At 68.2% G+C, this 18,952-nt stretch carries 20 protein-coding genes; 10 read left to right on the top strand and 10 right to left on the bottom strand.

Annotation, left to right across the window (positions count from 1 at the left end; all coding sequences use genetic code 11):
- Positions 1 to 71: 71 nt before the first annotated feature.
- The 4 genes from E0H75_RS26520 (at position 72) to E0H75_RS26505 (ending at position 3,836) form a co-directional block, all read left to right on the top strand.
- Positions 72 to 911 (top strand): alpha/beta fold hydrolase, encoded by an 840-nt coding sequence (locus E0H75_RS26520; RefSeq protein ID WP_131516355.1) that lies wholly within the window; start codon positions 72 to 74, stop codon positions 909 to 911.
- Between the two features lie 317 nt (positions 912 to 1,228).
- Positions 1,229 to 2,071 (top strand): ABC transporter permease, encoded by an 843-nt coding sequence (locus E0H75_RS26515; RefSeq protein WP_238163293.1) that lies wholly within the window; start codon positions 1,229 to 1,231, stop codon positions 2,069 to 2,071.
- Positions 2,064 to 2,879, top strand: coding sequence for an ABC transporter permease (locus tag E0H75_RS26510; protein ID WP_238163292.1), 816 nt, complete (start codon positions 2,064 to 2,066; stop codon positions 2,877 to 2,879). The genes E0H75_RS26515 and E0H75_RS26510 overlap by 8 nt, the downstream gene beginning before the upstream one ends.
- A gap of 3 nt (positions 2,880 to 2,882) precedes the next feature.
- Positions 2,883 to 3,836, top strand: a complete 954-nt coding sequence (locus tag E0H75_RS26505) for an ABC transporter ATP-binding protein (protein ID WP_131516354.1) — start codon at positions 2,883 to 2,885, stop codon at positions 3,834 to 3,836.
- A gap of 3 nt (positions 3,837 to 3,839) precedes the next feature.
- Here E0H75_RS26505 and E0H75_RS26500 read toward each other — a convergent pair whose 3' ends face one another.
- Entirely contained in the window at positions 3,840 to 4,154 is a 315-nt protein-coding gene (locus E0H75_RS26500; RefSeq protein ID WP_131516353.1) for a hypothetical protein, read from the bottom strand.
- Complete coding sequence (locus E0H75_RS26495) at positions 4,151 to 4,975, bottom strand: hypothetical protein (protein ID WP_131516352.1); 825 nt, start codon at positions 4,973 to 4,975, stop codon at positions 4,151 to 4,153. Before E0H75_RS26495 ends, E0H75_RS26500 begins: the two co-directional genes overlap by 4 nt.
- A 199-nt stretch (positions 4,976 to 5,174) precedes the next feature.
- Between E0H75_RS26495 and E0H75_RS26490 the strand changes: the two genes are divergently transcribed.
- Positions 5,175 to 5,681: an RNA polymerase sigma factor gene (locus E0H75_RS26490; RefSeq protein ID WP_238163291.1), complete on the top strand. Its 507-nt coding sequence runs from the start codon at positions 5,175 to 5,177 to the stop codon at positions 5,679 to 5,681.
- Positions 5,678 to 6,766 carry a hypothetical protein gene (locus tag E0H75_RS26485; RefSeq protein WP_131516350.1) on the top strand — a complete coding sequence of 363 codons (1,089 nt, stop codon included), beginning with the start codon at positions 5,678 to 5,680 and terminating at the stop codon, positions 6,764 to 6,766. The genes E0H75_RS26490 and E0H75_RS26485 overlap by 4 nt, the downstream gene beginning before the upstream one ends.
- Before the next feature lie 6 nt (positions 6,767 to 6,772).
- On the opposite strand, the gene E0H75_RS26480 is transcribed toward E0H75_RS26485, so the two are convergent.
- On the bottom strand, positions 6,773 to 7,642 hold the full coding sequence (locus E0H75_RS26480; RefSeq protein WP_131516349.1) for an alpha/beta fold hydrolase: 870 nt from the start codon (positions 7,640 to 7,642) through the stop codon (positions 6,773 to 6,775).
- A 39-nt stretch (positions 7,643 to 7,681) separates the two neighbouring features.
- Here E0H75_RS26480 and E0H75_RS26475 point away from each other — a divergent pair, with 39 nt between their 5' ends.
- Entirely contained in the window at positions 7,682 to 8,431 is a 750-nt protein-coding gene (locus tag E0H75_RS26475) for a ParA family protein (protein WP_202873184.1), read from the top strand.
- Between the two features lies 1 nt (position 8,432).
- Here E0H75_RS26475 and E0H75_RS26470 read toward each other — a convergent pair whose 3' ends face one another.
- Together E0H75_RS26470 and E0H75_RS26465 are read right to left on the bottom strand one after the other, a co-directional pair.
- The gene (locus E0H75_RS26470; RefSeq protein WP_131516348.1) at positions 8,433 to 9,362 is read right to left on the bottom strand and encodes a DUF4349 domain-containing protein; all 930 of its coding nucleotides are present in this window, start codon (positions 9,360 to 9,362) and stop codon (positions 8,433 to 8,435) included.
- 152 nt (positions 9,363 to 9,514) lie between these two features.
- Positions 9,515 to 11,098: a DEAD/DEAH box helicase gene (locus tag E0H75_RS26465; RefSeq protein ID WP_238163290.1), complete on the bottom strand. Its 1,584-nt coding sequence runs from the start codon at positions 11,096 to 11,098 to the stop codon at positions 9,515 to 9,517.
- Positions 11,099 to 11,351: 253 nt separating this feature from the next.
- Here E0H75_RS26465 and E0H75_RS26460 point away from each other — a divergent pair, with 253 nt between their 5' ends.
- Complete coding sequence (locus tag E0H75_RS26460; protein ID WP_131516347.1) at positions 11,352 to 12,032, top strand: ferritin-like fold-containing protein; 681 nt, start codon at positions 11,352 to 11,354, stop codon at positions 12,030 to 12,032.
- 59 nt (positions 12,033 to 12,091) lie between these two features.
- On the opposite strand, the gene E0H75_RS26455 is transcribed toward E0H75_RS26460, so the two are convergent.
- From E0H75_RS26455 to ligD, 5 genes are all read right to left on the bottom strand, one after another.
- A complete protein-coding gene (locus tag E0H75_RS26455) occupies positions 12,092 to 12,370 on the bottom strand; it encodes a GlsB/YeaQ/YmgE family stress response membrane protein (protein WP_131516346.1) in 279 nt (92 codons plus the stop codon).
- A 145-nt stretch (positions 12,371 to 12,515) separates the two neighbouring features.
- Positions 12,516 to 12,743 carry a DUF3107 domain-containing protein gene (locus tag E0H75_RS26450; protein WP_131358936.1) on the bottom strand — a complete coding sequence of 76 codons (228 nt, stop codon included), beginning with the start codon at positions 12,741 to 12,743 and terminating at the stop codon, positions 12,516 to 12,518.
- Positions 12,744 to 12,862: 119 nt separating this feature from the next.
- Complete coding sequence (locus E0H75_RS26445; protein ID WP_131516345.1) at positions 12,863 to 13,492, bottom strand: TetR/AcrR family transcriptional regulator; 630 nt, start codon at positions 13,490 to 13,492, stop codon at positions 12,863 to 12,865.
- Between the two features lie 127 nt (positions 13,493 to 13,619).
- The gene (locus E0H75_RS26440; RefSeq protein ID WP_131516344.1) at positions 13,620 to 13,826 is read right to left on the bottom strand and encodes a hypothetical protein; all 207 of its coding nucleotides are present in this window, start codon (positions 13,824 to 13,826) and stop codon (positions 13,620 to 13,622) included.
- 31 nt (positions 13,827 to 13,857) lie between these two features.
- Positions 13,858 to 14,799: a non-homologous end-joining DNA ligase gene (ligD, locus tag E0H75_RS26435; protein ID WP_131516343.1), complete on the bottom strand. Its 942-nt coding sequence runs from the start codon at positions 14,797 to 14,799 to the stop codon at positions 13,858 to 13,860.
- A gap of 116 nt (positions 14,800 to 14,915) precedes the next feature.
- Here ligD and E0H75_RS26430 point away from each other — a divergent pair, with 116 nt between their 5' ends.
- On the top strand, positions 14,916 to 15,830 hold the full coding sequence (locus tag E0H75_RS26430; protein WP_131516342.1) for an alpha/beta fold hydrolase: 915 nt from the start codon (positions 14,916 to 14,918) through the stop codon (positions 15,828 to 15,830).
- Positions 15,831 to 16,014: 184 nt separating this feature from the next.
- The gene (locus E0H75_RS26425; RefSeq protein ID WP_238163289.1) at positions 16,015 to 18,765 is read left to right on the top strand and encodes a Calx-beta domain-containing protein; all 2,751 of its coding nucleotides are present in this window, start codon (positions 16,015 to 16,017) and stop codon (positions 18,763 to 18,765) included.
- Positions 18,766 to 18,952: the final 187 nt, after the last annotated feature.

Here is an 18,952-nt window from a genome sequence, read left to right as displayed (position 1 = left end):
CCGTACCAGCGGCGTGTGCGTGGGGTGCCAGCGGGGGAGGCGAAGGTGGAGGCACGAGAGAGGGGTGCCTGATGGGTGCGAAGACTGTGAACAAACTGGCGGTACCGGGGGCGACGCTGCACTACGAGGTCACGGGGACCGGGCCGGTGCTGCTGCTGATCGCCGGCGGCGGGACCGACGCGGGGGTATTCGACGCGATGGTCGGGCAGCTCGCCGCCGACTACACCGTGGTGGCGTACGACCCGCGCGGCAACTCGCGCAGCCCGTACGACGGTCAACCGGCCGACGAGTGCGTCGACCAGTCGGCCGAGGACGCGCTGGCGTTGATCGACGCGGTCGCCGGCGACGAACCGGCGTTCGTGTTCGGCAGCAGTTCCGGCGCGATCACCGGACTCGAGCTGATCACCCGCCACCCGGACCGGGTGCGGATGCTGGTCGCGCACGAACCACCGTGCGTCGAGGTACTGCCCGACGCCGAGGACGCGCGCGCGTTCTTCGAGGACGTGCACGACACTCACAAATCCGACGGGGTCGCGGCGGCCGACGTGCTGTTCATGATGGGCACCGGAATGGAAGACGATGCGATGCCGCCGATGGAAGACCTACTACCGGAGTACCGCGAACTGGCCGAACGGATGCAAGCCAACGCGAGCAACTTCTACCAGCACAAACTCCTGCCGTTCACCCACTACCAGCCGGACCTGGACGCCCTGAAAACCGTCGCCGACCGAATCGTCCCCGCCGCCGGCCTCCACTCACTCGAACTCCTCCCCGGCCGCCCGATCCAACTCATCGCCGAACGCCTCGGCTGGCCCGTAGTAACCTTCCCCGGCGGCCACGCCGGCTACGCAAGTCACCCGGCCCCGTTCGCCTCCCTCCTGAACCGAGTCCTCGAAGCCGAAATCAGCTGACACCACCCCAATCCCGGTCCGGGCGAGGTCTGAGGGGTCCCCGCCCGGACCGGTAGCGTGCAGGAGGACAGGTAGTGTCAGTCGGCGCCTAGTGCACCTGAGCCCGCGGCCGTCCGTGTGTACGGTGTTATCGCAGTGCACTACCTGTCGAGCTGCACATCTCCCCTGTCTCAGCCGCGCTCAAGAGAATTCCGGTTGACGCTCGCCCCGCGCCCGGCGTACTGTCCGATCCTTGCCTTGAAAACGGTGTGGTTCAGCCATGCCTTTCACAGTGGTGTCCGAACCCCCCGGTCCTGTCGGATTCGGGGTAGTTCTGCGTGCCGCTGGGTCCGGACACCACCTCGAAGTGGGAGAGGAGGTTGCCGTGCGTCTACTGGGCGATCGGCGTACGGTCGTTCCGGCGCTTCTCGACGTACCGGATCGCAACCGCGTCCGGCGCGTTCACCAATACCGTGTTCGGGTTCATCCTGTGCGGTATCTACCTGACCCTGTGGCACGAGCGGCCGGGGCTCGGCGGGTACGACGTCGCCGATGCGCTGACGTTCGTGTGGTTGCAGCAGGGGCTGCTGATGCCGATCGGGATCTTCGGCGCGACCACCACGGTCGAGCTGGGCGAACGGGTCCGCAGCGGTGAGATCGCCGTCGACCTGTACCGGCCGACCCATCTGCTGCTGTGGTGGCTGTCGGTCGATCTCGGTCGCGCGATGTTCCAGTTGGCCGTCCGCGGCGGTGCGCCGCTGCTGGTCGGTTCACTGGTGTTCGACCTGAAGTTTCCGAGCAACCCGATCACCTGGCTGGCCGTCGCGGTCGGGCTGGTGCTGGGGATCCTGGTGAGCTTCACCATCCGCTACCTGGTCGCGCTGTCCGGGTTCTGGATCACCGACACGCGCGGTATGGAGCAGCTCGCACTGGTGCTGTCCTGCTTCTTCTCCGGGACGATCCTGCCGCTGGTCGTGTTCCCCGGCTGGATCGGCGAGTTCGCCCGGGCGACGCCGTGGGCTGCGACCCTGCAGGTGCCGGTCGACATCTGGCTCGGCCGCAGCCCCGACGGCATCGGTTCGGCGCTGCTGTTCCAGCTCGGCTGGCTCCTTGTGCTGCTGCTGGCCGGCCAGCTCACCACGTCGGTGGCAACCCGGAAGGTGGTGATCCAAGGTGGTTGAGCGGCTCCGCCGGGCTCCGGCGCAGTACTGGATGCTGGTCCTGATGTGGATCAGGTCGTCGCTGGCCTATCCGGCGTCGTTCGTGCTGATGCTGGCCAGTTCGATGCTGATCACGGTGATGGACTTCGTCGCGATCGTCTTGATGTTCAGCCATATCGAGTCGTTCGGCGGGTTCACCCTCGGGGAGATGGCGTTGCTCTACGCAACGGCTTCGATGACGCTCGGGGTGGCGGACCTGTTCACCGGGGCGATCGAGCGGGTCGGCGAGCGGATCCGCACGGGCACGCTCGACGTCTACCTGATCCGGCCGGTGCCGACGTTCCTGCAGACCGCCGCGGACGGGTTCGCGCTGCGCCGGATCGGGCGGCCGCTGCAGGCCGGCGTCGTACTGGCGTTTGCCCTCAGCAACCTTCAGCTCGAGTGGACGCCGGCGAAGGTCGTCATGCTGGTGCTGTCGGTGATCACGGGCTCGATCATCTTCGCCGCGATCTTCGTGCTGGGCGCCGCGTTCCAGTTTCTCGCGATCGACTCCGCCGAGCTGGCCAACTCGTTCACGTACGGCGGCCAGACGCTGACGCAGTACCCGCTGTCGGTCTTCGGCAAGGAGATCGTCCGGGCCGTCACCTTCGTCATACCGCTTGCCTTCGTCAACTACTACCCGGTGCTGTACGTGCTGGGTAAGCCGGCCCCGCTGGGCCTGCCGTCCTGGATCGGCCTGTTGTCACCGCTGGTCGCCGGCGCGATGGTCGCGCTGGCGTCACTGGCGTGGCGGGGCGGTCTCCGTCGTTACCGCAGTACAGGGAGCTGAGCAGTGGCAGTCATCGAGTTGTCGAACGTGTCCCGCGCCTTCACCGTGACGTCGCGGAACGGGTTCCGCCGTACCCGCCGGGAGGTGCGCGCCGTGGACGGTATGTCGTTCACCGTCGAACCGGGGGAGGTGATGGGCTACATCGGGCCGAACGGCGCCGGCAAGTCGACCACGATCAAGATGCTGACGGGCATCCTGGTCCCTTCGAGCGGCTCGATCCGAGTAGCGGGCGTGGACCCGTCGCGCAACCGGCTCAAGCTGGCCAAGCGCATCGGTGTCGTGTTCGGGCAGCGTACGACGCTGTGGTGGGACCTGCCGTTGAAGGACTCGTTCGCCGTACTGCAGAAGATGTACGACGTTCCGATCGCGAGGCACCGGGAGAACCTGGCGACGTTCGTCGAACTGCTGGACCTCGGCGAACTGCTCGACGTACCGGTTCGTCAACTGTCATTGGGTCAACGGATGCGCGGTGACATCGCGGCCGCGTTGCTGCACGACCCGGAGATCGTGTACCTCGACGAGCCGACGATCGGCCTGGACGTGATCAGCAAGGCGCGGCTGCGCGAGTTCCTTGCCCAGGTCAACGCGGAACGCCGTACCACCGTCATCCTCACCACCCACGACCTCGACGACATCGAAGCCCTGTGCAGTCGCGTCATGGTCATCGACCACGGCCACCAGATCTACGACGGCACCCTCACCGGCCTCCGCGCCAGCCAGTCCGCCCCTCGCACCCTGGTCGTAGACCTCGCCACCTCCCTCCCACCCATCGAAATCCAAGGCGCCACCGTCGTCAAGGTCGACGGCCCCCGCCAGCACCTCACCTTCCCCACCACCACCAGCGCCGCCCCCCTCCTGTCCCAAATAGCCGCCAACTACCCCCTCGTAGACCTCTCCGTAGCCGAACCCACCATCGAATCCGTCATAACCCAGCTCTACACCCCCACCCACCACTGACCCTCACGCCAGGTCAGCCACCATCGACGCGAACACCACCTCGGGGTCCATCGCATCCGCATCCTGCCGCCACCGCGCAAGCGAATCGGCAAGCCGCCCCTCGTCGACAGTCCCAACGCCGTCTGCCATCAACCGCCTCGCTTCGGCGATCCCGACTTCGCCGTACTCCGCCTCGTTCCCCCCGAAGTAGTCGTCTCGAACCCCCTCGTTCCGATGAAACTTCCCGGTGTTCCCGACATAGGTCCAGACGTCCTCATCCACCAACGCAGCCACCCAAACCCGCCGCTCTCCCTGCTTGACCAACAACAACCGAGTCATAGCGACCTCTCCTTCGTCGACGTCCGTTTTGCCAATCGCTGCGCGGCGCTCTGCTGGGCCTGCGACGAGGCATCGCCCTCCTCGCGTCCGGATGCTTGGTTGCTTCTCCTACCGTAGAAGCGGAGCACGACCGGTACGCCGCCGAGGGTCTTCAGGTCATCGATCCCAGCCGGTTGGCGCATCTGCCCCGACAAGGCGACGGCCTCGTTGCGTGCTCGTGTGCGCTTCTCTCGCGGTTGCCCGTGGTCTCGTTCCACCACATAGAGCGGGGTCGTCCGGGTCTTCACGTCGATCGACTCACGCGAATGCACCTGCACCTCGACGCGCACGGCTTGGCTGTACAGGAACAGATGCAGTCCCTTGTATCTGCTTCCGTCGGCATACGAGTGGATCGCGCCGCTCATCTCCCAGCCCCGATCGGCGAGCGAATCGCAGGCGTCGATCGCTGTCCGGACCAGATCGTCAGGTTCAGGGGCCAGGATTGTGTATCGGACGACGTCATCGAGCGGTAGCTGATCGAAATCCGTGCCGGTGCGGATGAAGATCTTGCGGGTCAGAGACTGCGGCGACTTCAACCGGCTCTCCAACTGGTACGCCGACGTATCAGGCCCGATCGACGCGGTCAGATCCTCCGTGATCTCCTGCTCGACTCGTGCCGCCTCAGTCAGCAAGGTCAGACTCCGTACGGTCGCGTCCACGCCGTACTCTCCCGCGATCTGTGCCTTGGTCGGGATCCGTTCATCCCAGTCGAGACGACGCCGTGCGTTCAGCCAGGCGTGCAATTCAGCGGGCTCCGGAAGCTCACCCAAACTGATCGTCATCTCTTCCCCAGATTCTGCTCGTCGTCCCTCCGACCGTAGTGACTCGCCGACCGGTCATGGGGCGGATTCGGGGATTTGTGGATAACTCGGGGAGGTTACGAAGTGGGGTGGGGTGTGACTTGGGGGTGGTGGGGTCGTTGAACTGCGGGTAGGGACCCAACCGGAAGTGGGATTCGGGGGTAGACAGGGTATGCCGACGATGACGGATGAGCCTGCTGTGGTGGTGGGTCCGCCGGCGGACGGGGCTGGGTTCGTCGAGTGGGTGCGCCCGCATCTGCCCGCGATGGCCCGGCTGGCGGGGCGGCTCGCGGTGGGGGCTGACCGGGACGACATCGTGCAGGACGCACTGGCGCGGGCGTGGGCCAAGCGGAGTCAGTACGACGCGAGCCGGGGTACGCCGTCGGCGTGGCTGCTCGCGATCACCGCGGACCAGGCCCGGAAGGCCGCGCGGCGGTTGCGGCCGGCCGGGGAGTTCGACGAGCACGACCGGCCCGTGTCGCGGCCGGATCTGGACGCCCGGATGGACGTGGATCACGCGCTCACCTCGTTGTCGGCAAGACAGCGCCTCGCGGTGGACTGCTACTACTTCGCCGACCTGTCGATCGCCGACACGGCCGCGGTGATGGGCTGTTCCGAAGGCACCGTCAAGTCCACCCTGTCCGATGCGCGGGCTCGCCTGCGCACCCTGCTGGAGGTCAGCGAATGAACCCGACCGACGAGGTCGACGACCTGCTGACGCGGGCCGGCGCGCGGTGGCGCGCGGACCAGCCGTCGGCGCCCGAGCCAGACTTGGACCATCTTCTCGGCGGTCGCCGCCGTCCCCGTCGCTGGGTGCCGGCGCTGGCCGCCGCCAGCGTCGCCGCGATCGCCGCCGCAGCGCTCACCGTCCTCCCGGACGGCGGCCAGGACCCGGCAGCCGTCCCGCCCGCAACCAATGACACCCAGCAAGCCTTTGCCCAAGGCAACCAGCAGACACCGATGGCCGGCGCCGGCCAACCGGATCCGGTGAACGACAGGCTGCTGGTCGGAGCCGGTGACAAGGTCCAGGCCAGCGGCGAGGTCATCGCCGTACCGGGTCAGGAGCCTGTGTTCTGCCCGTCGCACCCGACCGACCTGATCGGTTATCCCCCCGGTCAGGAGCCCGCACCCAGCTGCCCGGCCACCATCGCCGTCAAGCTCAAGGGCGTCGACCTCGACCGGCTCGGCGACGCGAAGACGATCAAGAACGTACGCCGGGGGACCGCGACGCTGATCGGGATCTGGGGCAACCGATCCATCGACGTCCAGGAGCAGAAGGCGTACGTCGCGCCGCCCGCCACTCAGATCCCGCCACTGCCGTGCAAAGCCCCGCAGGGCGGCTGGGTGTCGAAGCCGAACAACCTGAACGCGCCCGCGGTCCTGGCGTTCCTCGACGCGCACAGCTCCCAGATCTCGGAGCCACTCATCCAGTACCCGGCCGGCCACGGCCGGAGCAAGCCGGTCGTCGTGCAGGTCGGCGTCGCGCACGGAGACCCGGCCGCGTTCCGGACCTCCCTGGACAAGGTGTTCGACGGCAACCTCTGCGTGTCCCGGGCCCTGCTCAGCCGCGGCGACGTCAACCGGATCTACCAGACCCTGACCAACCTCACGGCAAAGCAGGAGCTCGGCATCCAGACCACCTCGGCATCGTCGCCGGGCGGTGGCCGCGCCGAGGTCGAGGTCCTGGTCTACACCGAGGCGGTGAAGACCGCGCTCACGCCCGTCGGGCTCAACCTGCTCACGGTCAAGCCGGCGGTGCAACCAATCGCCTGACCAGCGTCAGTCGATGAAGGTCTGGTCGTGGAAGAAGTCGACCAGGAGCCGCGCGGTCGCGGCGGGTTGTTCGATGGCAGGGGAGTGGCCGGCGTCCGGGATGATCTGGGCCTGAATGCCGAGCCGCTCCGCCACGTCGGCCTGGACCGTGATCGGCCAGCCGTCGTCGGAGGCGCCGTACGCGACCTGGATGCGGACGCCGGACTTGGCCAGCCGGTCGGTCTTGTCCTCGGAGTCCATCAGGCGTCGGGTGATCTCGGCGAGGCCGGCCGGGTTGTTGCTGGTGAACCGCTTGCGGAGGAACGCCGCGATCTCGTCCGGCGGTGGCACGTACCCGGGCACCTTGCTGTCGTGCTCCAGCTTCAGGTCGTACACCTGCTCGATCGGCAGGTTGTCCAGCCCGAACGCGAGCATCTGCAGTCCCTGCACTTTCTGCTCGTCCGTGAACGCCGCCGGACCCGTGCACAGCAGCGTGATGGTCGAGAACACCGACGGATCGGTCAGCACAGCCTCCCGCGCGACCAGTCCACCGAACGAATGCCCGACCAACTGGCTGTACCCGCCGAGCGCCTTGCTCATCGCCACCACATCGGCGCCGAACTCCTCCAGCGTGTACGCCGACCGCTCGGTGGGCCCGGGAGTCTCGTACTGACCGCGCTGGTCGACCGCCACCGTGCGCCATCCGTACCGGCACAGGTGGTCGACCAGCGGAGTGAAGTCCTCCTTGCTGCCGGTCCACCCTGGCACGAGCAGCGCGGTCCCGAGCGGCGTACCGTACTTCGGCACCGCCATGAGCGTGGCGAAGGAGCCTCGATCGGTCTCAAGGGTCGCGGGGTGGACCCCGTCGGGCAGCGTCAACGTGCGCGGCGTACTCACAAGTCAAGAGGGTAGTCGCCGGTACGGCACAATGGCCGGGTGCCTCGCACCATGGCAGTTGCCAACCAGAAAGGCGGGGTGGCCAAGACGACCACCGTCGCGACGCTCGGCGCTGCCCTGACGGAGCTGGGTCAACGGGTGCTGCTCGTGGATCTGGACCCGCAGGCGTGCCTGACCTTCTCGGTCGGCATCGACCCCGAGGATCTGGACACGTCGATCTACCAGGTACTGCTCGGCGGCGTGAAGGCGCGGGACGTGCTGGTCAAGCTCGAGGACGGAGCGGACCTGCTCCCCGCCACGATCGAGCTGGCCACCGCCGAGGTGCGGATCGCGCAGGAGACCAGCCCGGAGCAGATGCTCCGGACCGCCTTGCGCCCGCTGCGGGCGTCGTACGACTGGATCATCGTCGACTGCCCGCCGACCCTCGGCCTGCTGACGGTGAACGGGTTGTCGGCGGCGTCCGAGGTCCTGATTCCCTTGCAGTGCGAGACTCTGGCGCATCGTGGCGTAGGGCAACTACTTGACACGATTCACGACGTACAGCGGCTGACCAACCCGGGCCTGCACGTGCTCGGTGTCCTGCCGACGCTGTACGACGGCCGGACGACCCACGCCCGGGCGGTGCTGGAGACGATCGCGGACACGTACTCGCTGGAGGTGCTGGAGCCGTCGATCCCGAAGTCGATCCGCTTCGCGGAAGCGCCGGCGATCGGGGAGACCGTGCTCAGCACCGCGCCGGCCTCGCCCGGTGCGAAGGCCTACCGGGCTCTGGCCGGCGCGCTGCTCTGAGCTACTGCCCGCCGTCCGGAGTCTGCGGAAGCGCAGGCTGACGGCGCAGCCGGTGCCGGTTACGCCACAGCGGTACGCCGATCAGCGCGATCAGCACCAGGAACGGGAGAACCGCGCCGAGTGCGGTCGCCAGTGCGGCGAAGGTCGCGACGAACGCGCTCCAGCCGCCCTTCAGCCCGGCCAGGAACCCGCGATCCGGATCCTCCGCGACGGGAGGCTTGCCCTTCTCGGTCAGGGTCAGCGTGAGCGTGGCGAGCTCGGTCTGGAGGGAGAGGTTCTTCTGCTTGGCGAGCAGGGACTCCAGGTCGGCCTCACGGCGGGTCAGTTCGGTCTCGACCGAGACGATCTCGCCGATGGTGTTCGCCTTCGCGAGCAAGGTGCGCATCCGCTCCAGGCTCGCGCGCTGGGAGTTGATCCGGCTCTCCACGTCGACCACCTGCTCGGTGACGTCAGCCGACTCCTGGTGGATCTGCACCCGCTTGCCGAGGTCGGACAGACGCTGGATCGCGGTCTCGTACGACGCGGTCGGGACCTTGAGCACCAGGTTCGCCTGGGTGATCTTGCCGTCGGCATTGCTGCCGGTGTCCTCGGACGCGACCTGGCCACGCAGCGAGGTGACCACGGTGATCGCCTTCTGCCGTTGGCCGTTCACGTCGTCGGCCTCGACTGTGAGCGAGCCGGTCTTGATGATCGCCCGGGTCACGCTCGGTTGCTCCTGCGGCTGTCCCGACGCCTTCGGCGCGCCGCTGCCGGACGCACCCTCCGCGACTTTGCCGCTGTCGCCCGCGGATGCGCCGCTGCCGCCGTCCTGCCGCTGCGCGGGGCCGGACACCCCTCCAGCGGAGTTTTCGTTGCTGCTGCCCCCGCATCCGGCCAGCAACACGATCCCCAGCGCCGCCACTGCGACCACGGCACCCCTGATCCGCCTCATCACCCAGCCCCTCTCTCGTGGTTACCTAGGGCGTGTCTGGGGATCCCGCGCCTACTGCGCGGGATCCCCAGACACGCCCCTAGGACGGTCCACGAGAGGCTGGGTGTTGCAGGCTGAGATCACTGTTCAGCCACGGTCGGGCGACGGGCAGGTCACTCCGGAGCGGTGAACAGCGGGACGGTCGGGCTCGTGCCCGGCTCGGGTGCGGCCTTCTGCACAGGCTCGGCAGCGGCGGCAGGCTCTGCCGGGGCAGGCTCGGCAGCAGCCGTCTCAGCGGCCTTCTCGACAGGCTTCTGCGCGGTCTTGCGAGTGCGCGCCCGCTTGCGCGGCTTCCGCTCGGCCGGAGCCTCGGCGGCCTCCGTCGCGGCTTCCGTGGAGGGCGGGACCTCGGTCTTGGTGGTGACGTCGGCGCCCTCTTCGAGCGGCTGCCCGGAGCGAGTGCGCTTGCGGGTCCGGTTCCGCTTCCGGGCCGGACGCTCGCCTTCCTCGGTGCGGTCATCGCTGCGGCGCGGCTCCCGGGCCGGCTTCTCGTCGCGCTGCTCCCGGGCCGGCTTGATCCGGCCCTTCGCATCGGTCGGGATGCCCAGGTCGTGGTACAGCTCCGGCGACGTCGAGTAGATCTCCTGCGGCTCGTCGTACGGCAGGTCGAGCGCCTTGTTGATGGTCTTCCAGCGGGTCAGGTCCGGCCAGTCGACGAACGTCACCGCGATACCGCTCGCACCCGCGCGGCCGGTCCGGCCGATCCGGTGGATATAGGCCTTCTCGTCCTCGGGGCAGGTGTTGTTGATGACGTGTGTGACGCCCTCGACATCGATGCCGCGGGCAGCGACGTCGGTGCAGATCAGTACGTCGATCTTGTCGCCCCGGAACCGGGTCAGCGCCCGCTCGCGGGCCTGCTGGTTCAGGTCACCGTGGATCGCGGCGGCCTTGAACCCGCGGTCCTGCAGGTCGTCGGTGAGGCGGGACGCCTCCCGCTTGGTCCGGCAGAAGATCATCACCCGGCCGCGGTCCTCGGCCTGCAGGATCCGCGCCACCACCTCGGGCTTGTCGAGGTCGTGCGCCCGGTAGACGAACTGCGCGGTCGTCGGCACCATCTCGGTGTCCTCGTGCGACTCGGCCCGGATGTTCAGCGGATGCCGCATGTGGGTGCGGGCCAGCGCAATCACGGCCGACGGCATCGTTGCCGAGAACAACATCGTCTGCCGCAGCTCGGGAGTCTTGCGCAGAATGCGTTCCACGTCGGGCAGGAAGCCGAGGTCGAGCATCTCGTCGGCCTCGTCCAGCACCAGAACCTTGATGTGGCCGAGGTCGAGCACGCCGCGGTTCGCCAGGTCCAGCAGGCGTCCCGGCGTACCGACGACGACGTCGACGCCCTTCTTCAGTGCGTCCAGCTGCGGCTCGTACGCGACTCCGCCGTAGATGGTCAGGACCCGCACCGTACGCACGGTGGACGCGGTCGTGAGGTCCTTGGCGACCTGGATGGTCAGCTCACGGGTCGGGGTGACGACCAGCGCCTGCGGCTTGCCGGGCGCGGCCAGTTCCTCGTAGTCGGCCTCGCCGGGGGAGATGGTGCGCTGCAGCAACGGAATGCCGAAGCCCAGCGTCTTGCCGGTGCCGGTCCGGGCCTGACCGATCAGGTCAGTGCCCATCAGGGCGACCGGGAGAGTCATTTCCTGGATCGGGAACGGCTCGACGATGTTGACGCGATCGAGCGCGTCACAGATCTCGGGTAACACCCCGAGCTCTCGGAAGGTGGTCAGGCTGATCGCCTCTCAACATGCTTGATACGGACAGGTGCTCTGTGGCCGGGCGCCAGAGGCTTGTCAGCCTCGTCTGTGAGGCGCGGGGACACTGTGCAAGCACCTCGCACCAGCTTGCCCATCTGGGCGCGTCACCGGCGAATCGCTCACAAGTGTAACCGCATGAGCTGTCAACGCCGCTTCGTGTGGTTTGCGCCACTCCCGCCGGTGGACAGATAGGGTGCCGGGCATGGAGCAGACGGCCTTTGATGATCCCGCCTACCGGGCCGCGGCGGTGGATCTGCTGGGAGTTCTCGCCTACGGCGAGCTGACCGCGTTCGAGCGGATCGCCGAGGACGCCAAACTGGCACCGACCCTGAACGACAAGGCGGAGCTGGCGGCGCTGGCGACGACCGAGTTCGGGCACTTCCGGCAGTTGCGGGACCGGCTGGTCGCGCTCGGTGTGGATCCGATGGAAGCGATGCGGCCGTTCGTGACACCGCTGGACGCGTTCCACGACCACACCGCGCCGTCGGACTGGCTGGAGGGCCTGGTCAAGGCGTACGTCGGCGACGGTCTGGCCAACGACTTCTACCGCGAGATCGCGTCGTTCGTGGACGCCGAGACGAGGGCCCTCGTACTCGAGGTGTTCGCCGACTCCGGGCAGGCCGAGTTCGTGGTGGACCGGGTCCGGTCCGCGATCGAGGAGGACCCGAAGCTGGGCGGCCGGCTGGCGCTGTGGGGCCGTCGGCTGGTCGGTGAGGCGCTCAGCCAAGCACAGAGGATCGCCGCCGACCGGGACTCGTTGGCAGCGCTGCTGGCCGGCAGTGTCGACCGGCCCGGACTGGACCTGGCCGCGATCGGCCGGATGTTCACCCGCCTGACCGAGGCGCACACCGCCCGGATGACCGCACTCGGCCTGCAGGCCTGACCCCCACGCAGAGCGGCCGCCTGCCCCGGGGTGGGGTGGCGGCCGCTGAGGTGAGGTTGTCAGGCGGAGGCTTTCGATCTGCTCTGGTAACCGGCGATGGCGCCGACGACGATCACGGCGCAGATGATCTGGATCAGGTACTGCGTCCAGTCCAGGCCGGGGGTGTCCTTGACTCCGAAGGCTTTCGCGATCAGACCGCCGATGAAGGCGCCGATGCCGCCTCCCAGGATGGTCCAGCCGAGGCTGATGTTCTGCTTGCCGGGGAGCACCAGCCGGGCCAGCGGCCCGAAGATGATGCCCGCGATGAGACTGACGATGAGCATCCAGACCCAGTACACGGTTCCTCCTTATGAGGGTTGGCTGACCCGCGCCCCGGCCTGGCGCCCCGTGCTACCAGACCACCGCAACGCAGGTCTTACCGCCATCGTGCCCCCTGGGTGGCACTCCGCAACCGGGACACGCGCGACTGTGTCCGGACCGCGATCAGATCGCGCCGAACCCGACCTTGCGAATCGACACCTCGCCGATCTCGACGTACGCCAGCCGGTCGGCCGGAATGATCACCCGGCGGCCCTTGTCGTCGGTGAGCTGCAGCAGGTTGGACTTGCCGCTGAGCGCCGCCGCGACGGCCTCCTGGACCTCGTCCGGGCTCTGCTCGCTCTCGAGCACCAACTCACGATTGGCGTGCTGTACGCCGATCTTGACCTCCACGAAACCCTCCGGGCACGTTCCGACCGGCGGCTCTCGCCGGTGACGGTTCGAGCCTATCCGCTACCGACCCCCAGCTCTCACCCGTCCGCCCAGAGCAGAACCTAGGTACGCCGTACCGGTCAGGAGTCGGTGCGCGGGAAACCGCGGATGCCGCGCCAGGCCAGCGAGGCGACCAGGTCGGCCGCCTGCTGCTGGGCCAGTGTCGGGTCGTCGGAGGCCAGCCAGTAGCGGGCACTGACCTGGGCCATGCCGACCAGGCTGACGGCCAGCACCATGGACTGCTCGCGATTCAGGCCGGCGTCGGCGCTGATCACCTCGGACACCGCCTCGGCGCAGGTGTGCGTGACCCGGTCGACCCGCTCCCGGACCGCCGGCTCGTTGGTCAGGTCCGACTCGAACACCAACCGGAAGGCGCCCTGCGCGTTCGCCACGTAGTCGTAGAACGCGTGCATGGTGGCGGCCACTCGTAGCTTGTTGTCCTCGGTCGACTTCAGCGCGTCCCGGACGGAGGCGATGATCGCGTCGCAGGAGCTGTCCAGCAGGGCCAGGTACAGCTCGAGCTTGCCGGGGAAGTGCTGGTAGAGCACCGGCTTGGAGACTCCGGCACGGTCAGCGATGTCGTCCATCGCGGCGGCGTGGTAACCGTTCGCGACGAAGACCTCCTGCGCCGCCTCGAGCAGTTGCGCGCGGCGGGCCAGCCGCGGCAGGCGGCTGCCACGCTTCGGCGCGGTCTCGGGTGTCGTCGACACGTCGGCTCCTTCGATGGTGCGGCACCGGCAGCTCGGGCTCGACCGCCGGGTCGTTCCCCGAATCCTACCCAGCAGTCCTCCCGGCCAGTAGCTTTCCCCGCCGGTCAGCGTTCCATCGTGGTAGCGGTCACCGGTAGTCGTCCTCGCCGGAGTCGCCCACCACGTGGCGCTGCTCCTCCACGTCGGCGGGGTCAGCCTCGCTGGGAACGCCGTCTTCCGGGGTGAAGTCGTCCACCTCAAGGGAGTCTTCCCGCTGCTCGAGAACGTCGGCCTCCGGCGCGTCGTCGGGGACGCTGTCGAAGCCGGGACCCTCGTAGTCGGTCTCACTGGTCATGCGCCTGCTCCTCTGGCTTGGTGACGGACAGTTACGACGGTAGCGACGGTAGCGACGGTAGCGGCTGCGGGTCGTCGTACAGGCCCTCGAGGACGTCGCCGTACTCCTCGATCCGGGCCAGCACCTCGTGCGGCAGGAAGCGGAGTTCCTCGGCGTCCGTTGCCGAGGCCACCTCGTCCCAGTCGATCGGGGTCGACACCCGCGGCTCTTCGGCTCCGCGCAGGGAGTACGGCGCCAGTGTGGTCTTGGCGCTGGCGTTCTGGCTCCAGTCGATGAAGACCTTGCCGGGACGCAGTGCCTTGGTCATGTTCGCGGTGACGTTCTCCGGCAGTGCCTCGGCCAACTGCTCGGCCAGCAGCTTGGCGAAGGCGCTGGTACTCCGGGACGACGCCGGCTCGATCGGGACGTACAGGTGCATGCCCTTGTTGCCGGACGTCTTCGGCCACCCCTCCAGCCCGTAGTGGCCCAGCAGCTCGCGCAGTGCCAGGGCCACGTCGCAGCACTCGACGATGCTCGCCCCTGGTCCCGGGTCGAGGTCGAACACGATCAGGTCGGCCTGCGGGTCCTTGCCGACGTCCGACAGGCCGATCCGCCACTGCGGGATGTGCAGCTCGAGTGCAGCCAGGTTCGCCAGCCACACCACGGTCTGGATGTCGTCGGCGACGACGAAGTCGGCCTCGTCGCGGCCGGTTGAGCTACCGGGCGTCGGCAGGGTCACCGTCCGCACCCAGGCCGGCGTACCGCGCGGTGCGTTCTTCTCGAAGAAGTACTGCGCCCCCGTACCGTCGGGCCAGCGCTTGCGGGTGAGTGGACGGTCGGACAGGTGCGGGAGCAGCAGTTCGGCGACCTGGTGGTAGTAGTCGATCACCTCGGCCTTGGTGAAGCCGGTCTGTGGGTAGAGCACCTTGCTGAGGTTGGTGAGCTTCATCGTCTGCCCATCGACCTCAGTCGTCAGTTGCTGCGGCGCTGCCATGCCCCCCAGTCTCCACCTAGGCGGCGTCCTAACGGGCGAACCGCTCTACGGAGCGGCCCGGGCTGGTACTGCGTCATGCGGGAGTCTCTCGGCTGAGGGGTCCTACCATGGGTCAGGTGGAGAGTTACGCGGGAGTAACCGGGGCTGAGGGCCCGCTGGAAGTACGGGAGTGGCCGACGCGGCAGGTGTCGGTCGGAGGCGCGGATCTTTTGGTGCGGGACGTGCCGGATGCGGCGCCGGAGCTGCCGCCCGCGCTGTTCGTGCACGGTCTGAACGGCTCGTCGCTGAACTGGACCGCTCTGGGCCTGATGCTCAACGACACCGTCCGCGGCATCGCCCCCGACCTCCCCGGCTTCGGACGTACGCCGCTGTCCGGCGCCGCGGGGATCTACGAGCAGGCCGACCTCCTGATCGCGTTGGCGGAGCGTGAGTTCGATCGGCCGCTGCACCTGTTCGGGAACTCGATGGGCGGCGCGACGGCGGTGGCCATGGCCGGACGGCGTCCCGACCTGGTCGCGTCGCTCACGCTGATCTCGCCGGCGCTCCCGCATCCGCGGGTGTCGGCCAGCGCGCTGTGGTTCACCGCGATCGCGACGCCCCGGCTGGGGTCCGTCGTACTGGAGCGGACTCGTCGGTTGCCGTTCGACCGGCGGTTCGAGGCGTCGCTGGCGCTGGTGTTCGGCGATCCGCGGTCGCTCGCGCCCGAGGTACGGGCGGCGTACGAGGCGGAACTGCGGCGGCGTGACGGGGACCCGTGGGTGCGGCAGGCAACGGTCGACGGCGCGCGGAGCATCCTGCGGTCGTCGCTGGCGATGCCGCGCCGGTCGCTGTGGGCGGACGCGGCGAAGCTGGAGTGCCCGGTGCTGCTGATCTACGGCGGGAAGGACAGGCTGGTCGACGCGCGGATCCGGACCAAGGCCCAGCGCGCGTTCCGCAACGCCCGGCTGCTCTACCTGCCGAAGTCCGGTCACGTCGCGCAGATGGAGCACCCGGACCAGGTCGCCCGGGCGTTCCGCCAACTGATCGCCTGATCTGCCCACTCGATCGTGCCGCAGCTGATCGAGTCGAACCTGTCGCAGGACTGAGACACGGCTGAGCAGCCGGTCAGGTCAACTTTCCTCTCGCCCACGAAGTCGGACCGACATCGAAGGTTCGTCGAACGAGAGGACCACTGTGCGGGTAATCGGCAGATTCAGAAAGAGCCTGTCGCTGGGGATGGTCGCACTACTGGGGGTGGGGATCCTGCCGGCACTACCGGCATCCGCCACACCGCAAGCGCCGCCATCGCTTGCTCAAGGCAACAACTGGGAAGTGAAGCCGGTCGCGGCCGGCTATCAGCTCACCCTCCGGCTGGACGCGCCGGCGCCGATGCGCGCGTCGTTGCCGCTGCTAACCGTCAACGGCGTGCCGCTGGGGGTGGCAAAGCAGTCGCCGGATCAGCGCACCCTGACGTTGATCACCACCAACCCAGCCGTGCTGAAGGCACGCGACGTACGGCTGATCTGGTCTGGTGATCTCGGCAAGGCGGCCGGCAAGGGCCAGGAGCGGAGTCAGGCTGCCGGGCCGACCGACGCGGACTGGCTGAAGGCGCGGCGCGGACCCGAGCTGACGGACGATCCCGGTGCCGTCGGCAAGTATCAGGTCGAGACGTCGGAGTACAACCTCGGTGACGAGGCGGTGTTCCTTCCGGGCCTCGGGCAACGGTCGGAGATTCGCGGCAAGGTGTACACGCCGCGCGGTGCCGTTGGTCCGCGCCCGTTGGTGGTCTTCCTGCACGGCCGGCATCAGGTCTGCTACGGCGCCGGCGAGGAGCCCGAGGACAAGCCCTGGCCGTGCTCCGGAGGCCTGAAGCCGGTGCCGAGTTACCGCGGGTACGACGGTCCCGCGACGGCGTTGGCCGGCAATGGCTACCAGGTCGTGTCGATCAGCGCGAACGCGATCAACGCCTGGGACGGTGTGGCGTACGACGCCGGCGCACAGGCGCGGGCCGAGTTGATACTTGATCATCTGGCGCTGTGGAAGAAGTGGTCGACGCTCGGTGGCGGCCCGTTCGGCCGCAAGTTCGTCGGCAAGATCGACCTGCGGAACGTCGGCCTGATGGGTCACTCCCGTGGCGGCGACGGCGTCGCGCGGGCCGCGGTGCTGAATGCCGACCGTGGTGGACAGTACGGGATCCGCGCTGTTTTCCCGCTCGCGCCGACCGACTTCGCTCGGACGACCGTGCCGGGTGTCGCGATGAGTGTGGTACTGCCGTACTGCGACGGCGATGTCTCCGATCTGCAGGGACAGAAGTTCTACGACGACACCCGCTACTCGGTCACCGGCGACACCGCGCCGCGGTCGACGATCACCGTGCTCGGTGCGAACCACAACTTCTTCAACACCGAGTGGACTCCGGGGCAGTCCGAGGCGCCGTCGGGTGACGACTGGTTCGGTGAGGACCAGGAGTCGCCGTGCGGTGCGAAGTACGCGGGCCGGCTGACGGCCAAGGAGCAGCAGGCGGTCGGTACGGCGTACATCGCGGGGTTCTTCCGGTTGCAGTTGGGGCATGAGACGAAGTTCCTGCCGCTGCTGGACGGATCCGACAGTCGGGCCGCCTCGGCTGGGCGGGCCGTCGTACGGGTGGTGGCTCAGGCACCGCTGGCGTCGCGTCGAGATGTGAGTCATCTGGACCAACCCCTGCCCGCCGGAGCGGTTAGTGGGAAGGCAGCCGCGACAGTGTGTGCGGGCGTTGAGGAGTTGAACGCCGGTCTGGCTCGGGCTGCTGCCAGCGCGGCGATTCCGACCTGCATGTCCACTGCAGACTTCGGCAACACACCGCACTGGAGTACTGCGTGGTTTGCGGCCAGGACACCGACCACTGCGGTCACCAAACTGACGTGGACCGGGACGGACGGCGTACTGCGGCTCAACCTGCCTGCCTGGCAGCGCGACGTACGGCGCTTTGCTGCGTTGTCGTTCCGGGCCGCGCCCGACCCGGCTGGTACGCCGAAGACTGATCTGACTGTCCGGGTCGTCGACGGGCATGGACGGGCGGCCGTCGTACCGGTGTCCACCGTGAGCGATGCGCTGGTGCGGATGCCGGGGAGCAACGCGAACGGACTGCCGAAGAACCTGCTGCGGACTGTGCGTATCCCGGTCGGGTCGCTCAAGGGTGTGGACCTGCGCGACGTACGGGCGGTGGAGTTGCGGACGGACCGGGTCGCGCGTGGGTCGGCGTACGTGAGCGATCTGGCGTTTTCGTCGCCCGGTGTGGGGTTGTCGGCGCCGGCTGTGCTGCTGCCGAAGCTGTCCGCGTCGAACGTGAAGGTCGAAGAGGGTGACAAGGGCACCAACTCTGCGGACTTCTGGGTGACGATGTCGCGGCCGAGCATCCGGCCGGTGACTGTGTACGCCGAGACGAGTGGCGAGCTGGGCGAGACCGTGGGGGATGTGACGCGGAAGCTCGTGTTCAAGCCGGGGCAGGTGCGGCAGAAGGTGAGCGTGCCGATCCACTCGAACACGTGGGACAGCTACGACCTGCCGTTCGATCTGGTGCTGTCGGTGCCGCGAGACGGGCTGCTGGACCAATCGTTCGGGCACGGTCTGGTCATCGACGACGACCCGACGCCGACGCTCACGCTCGGGAACGCGCAGGCGTCGGAGACGGCCGGGGAGGTGAGGTTCCCGGTCAAGCTGTCCGCGCCGAGCGACAAGATCGTCAACATCTTCGGCGAACTGAAGGACGGGACGGCGGTACTCCGGAAGGACTACAAGGGGGCGTACGACGACGGGTCCAACCCGGCGAATCGCTCGCTGGACGGATACGTCGAGCCGGGGAAGGCAGCCGGGGAGGTCTCGGTGACCCTTGTCGACGACACAGTGAAGGAGCCGGGCGAGACGTTCTCCGTCGTCGTCGGGGCGGTCGACGGGGCTGAGGTCAAGCTCCCGCAGACGCTGCAGGCCACGATCACCGACAACGACTAGAAGAGCAGCCGGTCCGAGCGCCCTGGGGGCGCCCGGACCGGCGACCTCCACCTCCCACCGCCACTCGTAGTCGCGAGAGTGAGACGGAGGGTCCGGGATTCGGACTCCGGCCGGGGTGGGTTCGGTTGTGCGGGAACATGGAGGTGGGACGGATGGTTGAAAACCGGAGATCCCGTCCGACATCTTC

It is taken from the genome of Kribbella capetownensis (assembly GCF_004331485.1).
GTDB classification, from domain to species: domain Bacteria; phylum Actinomycetota; class Actinomycetes; order Propionibacteriales; family Kribbellaceae; genus Kribbella; species Kribbella capetownensis.
The sequence above is the reverse complement of the archived record's forward strand: the minus strand, read 5'-3'. Positions and strand labels throughout refer to the sequence as shown.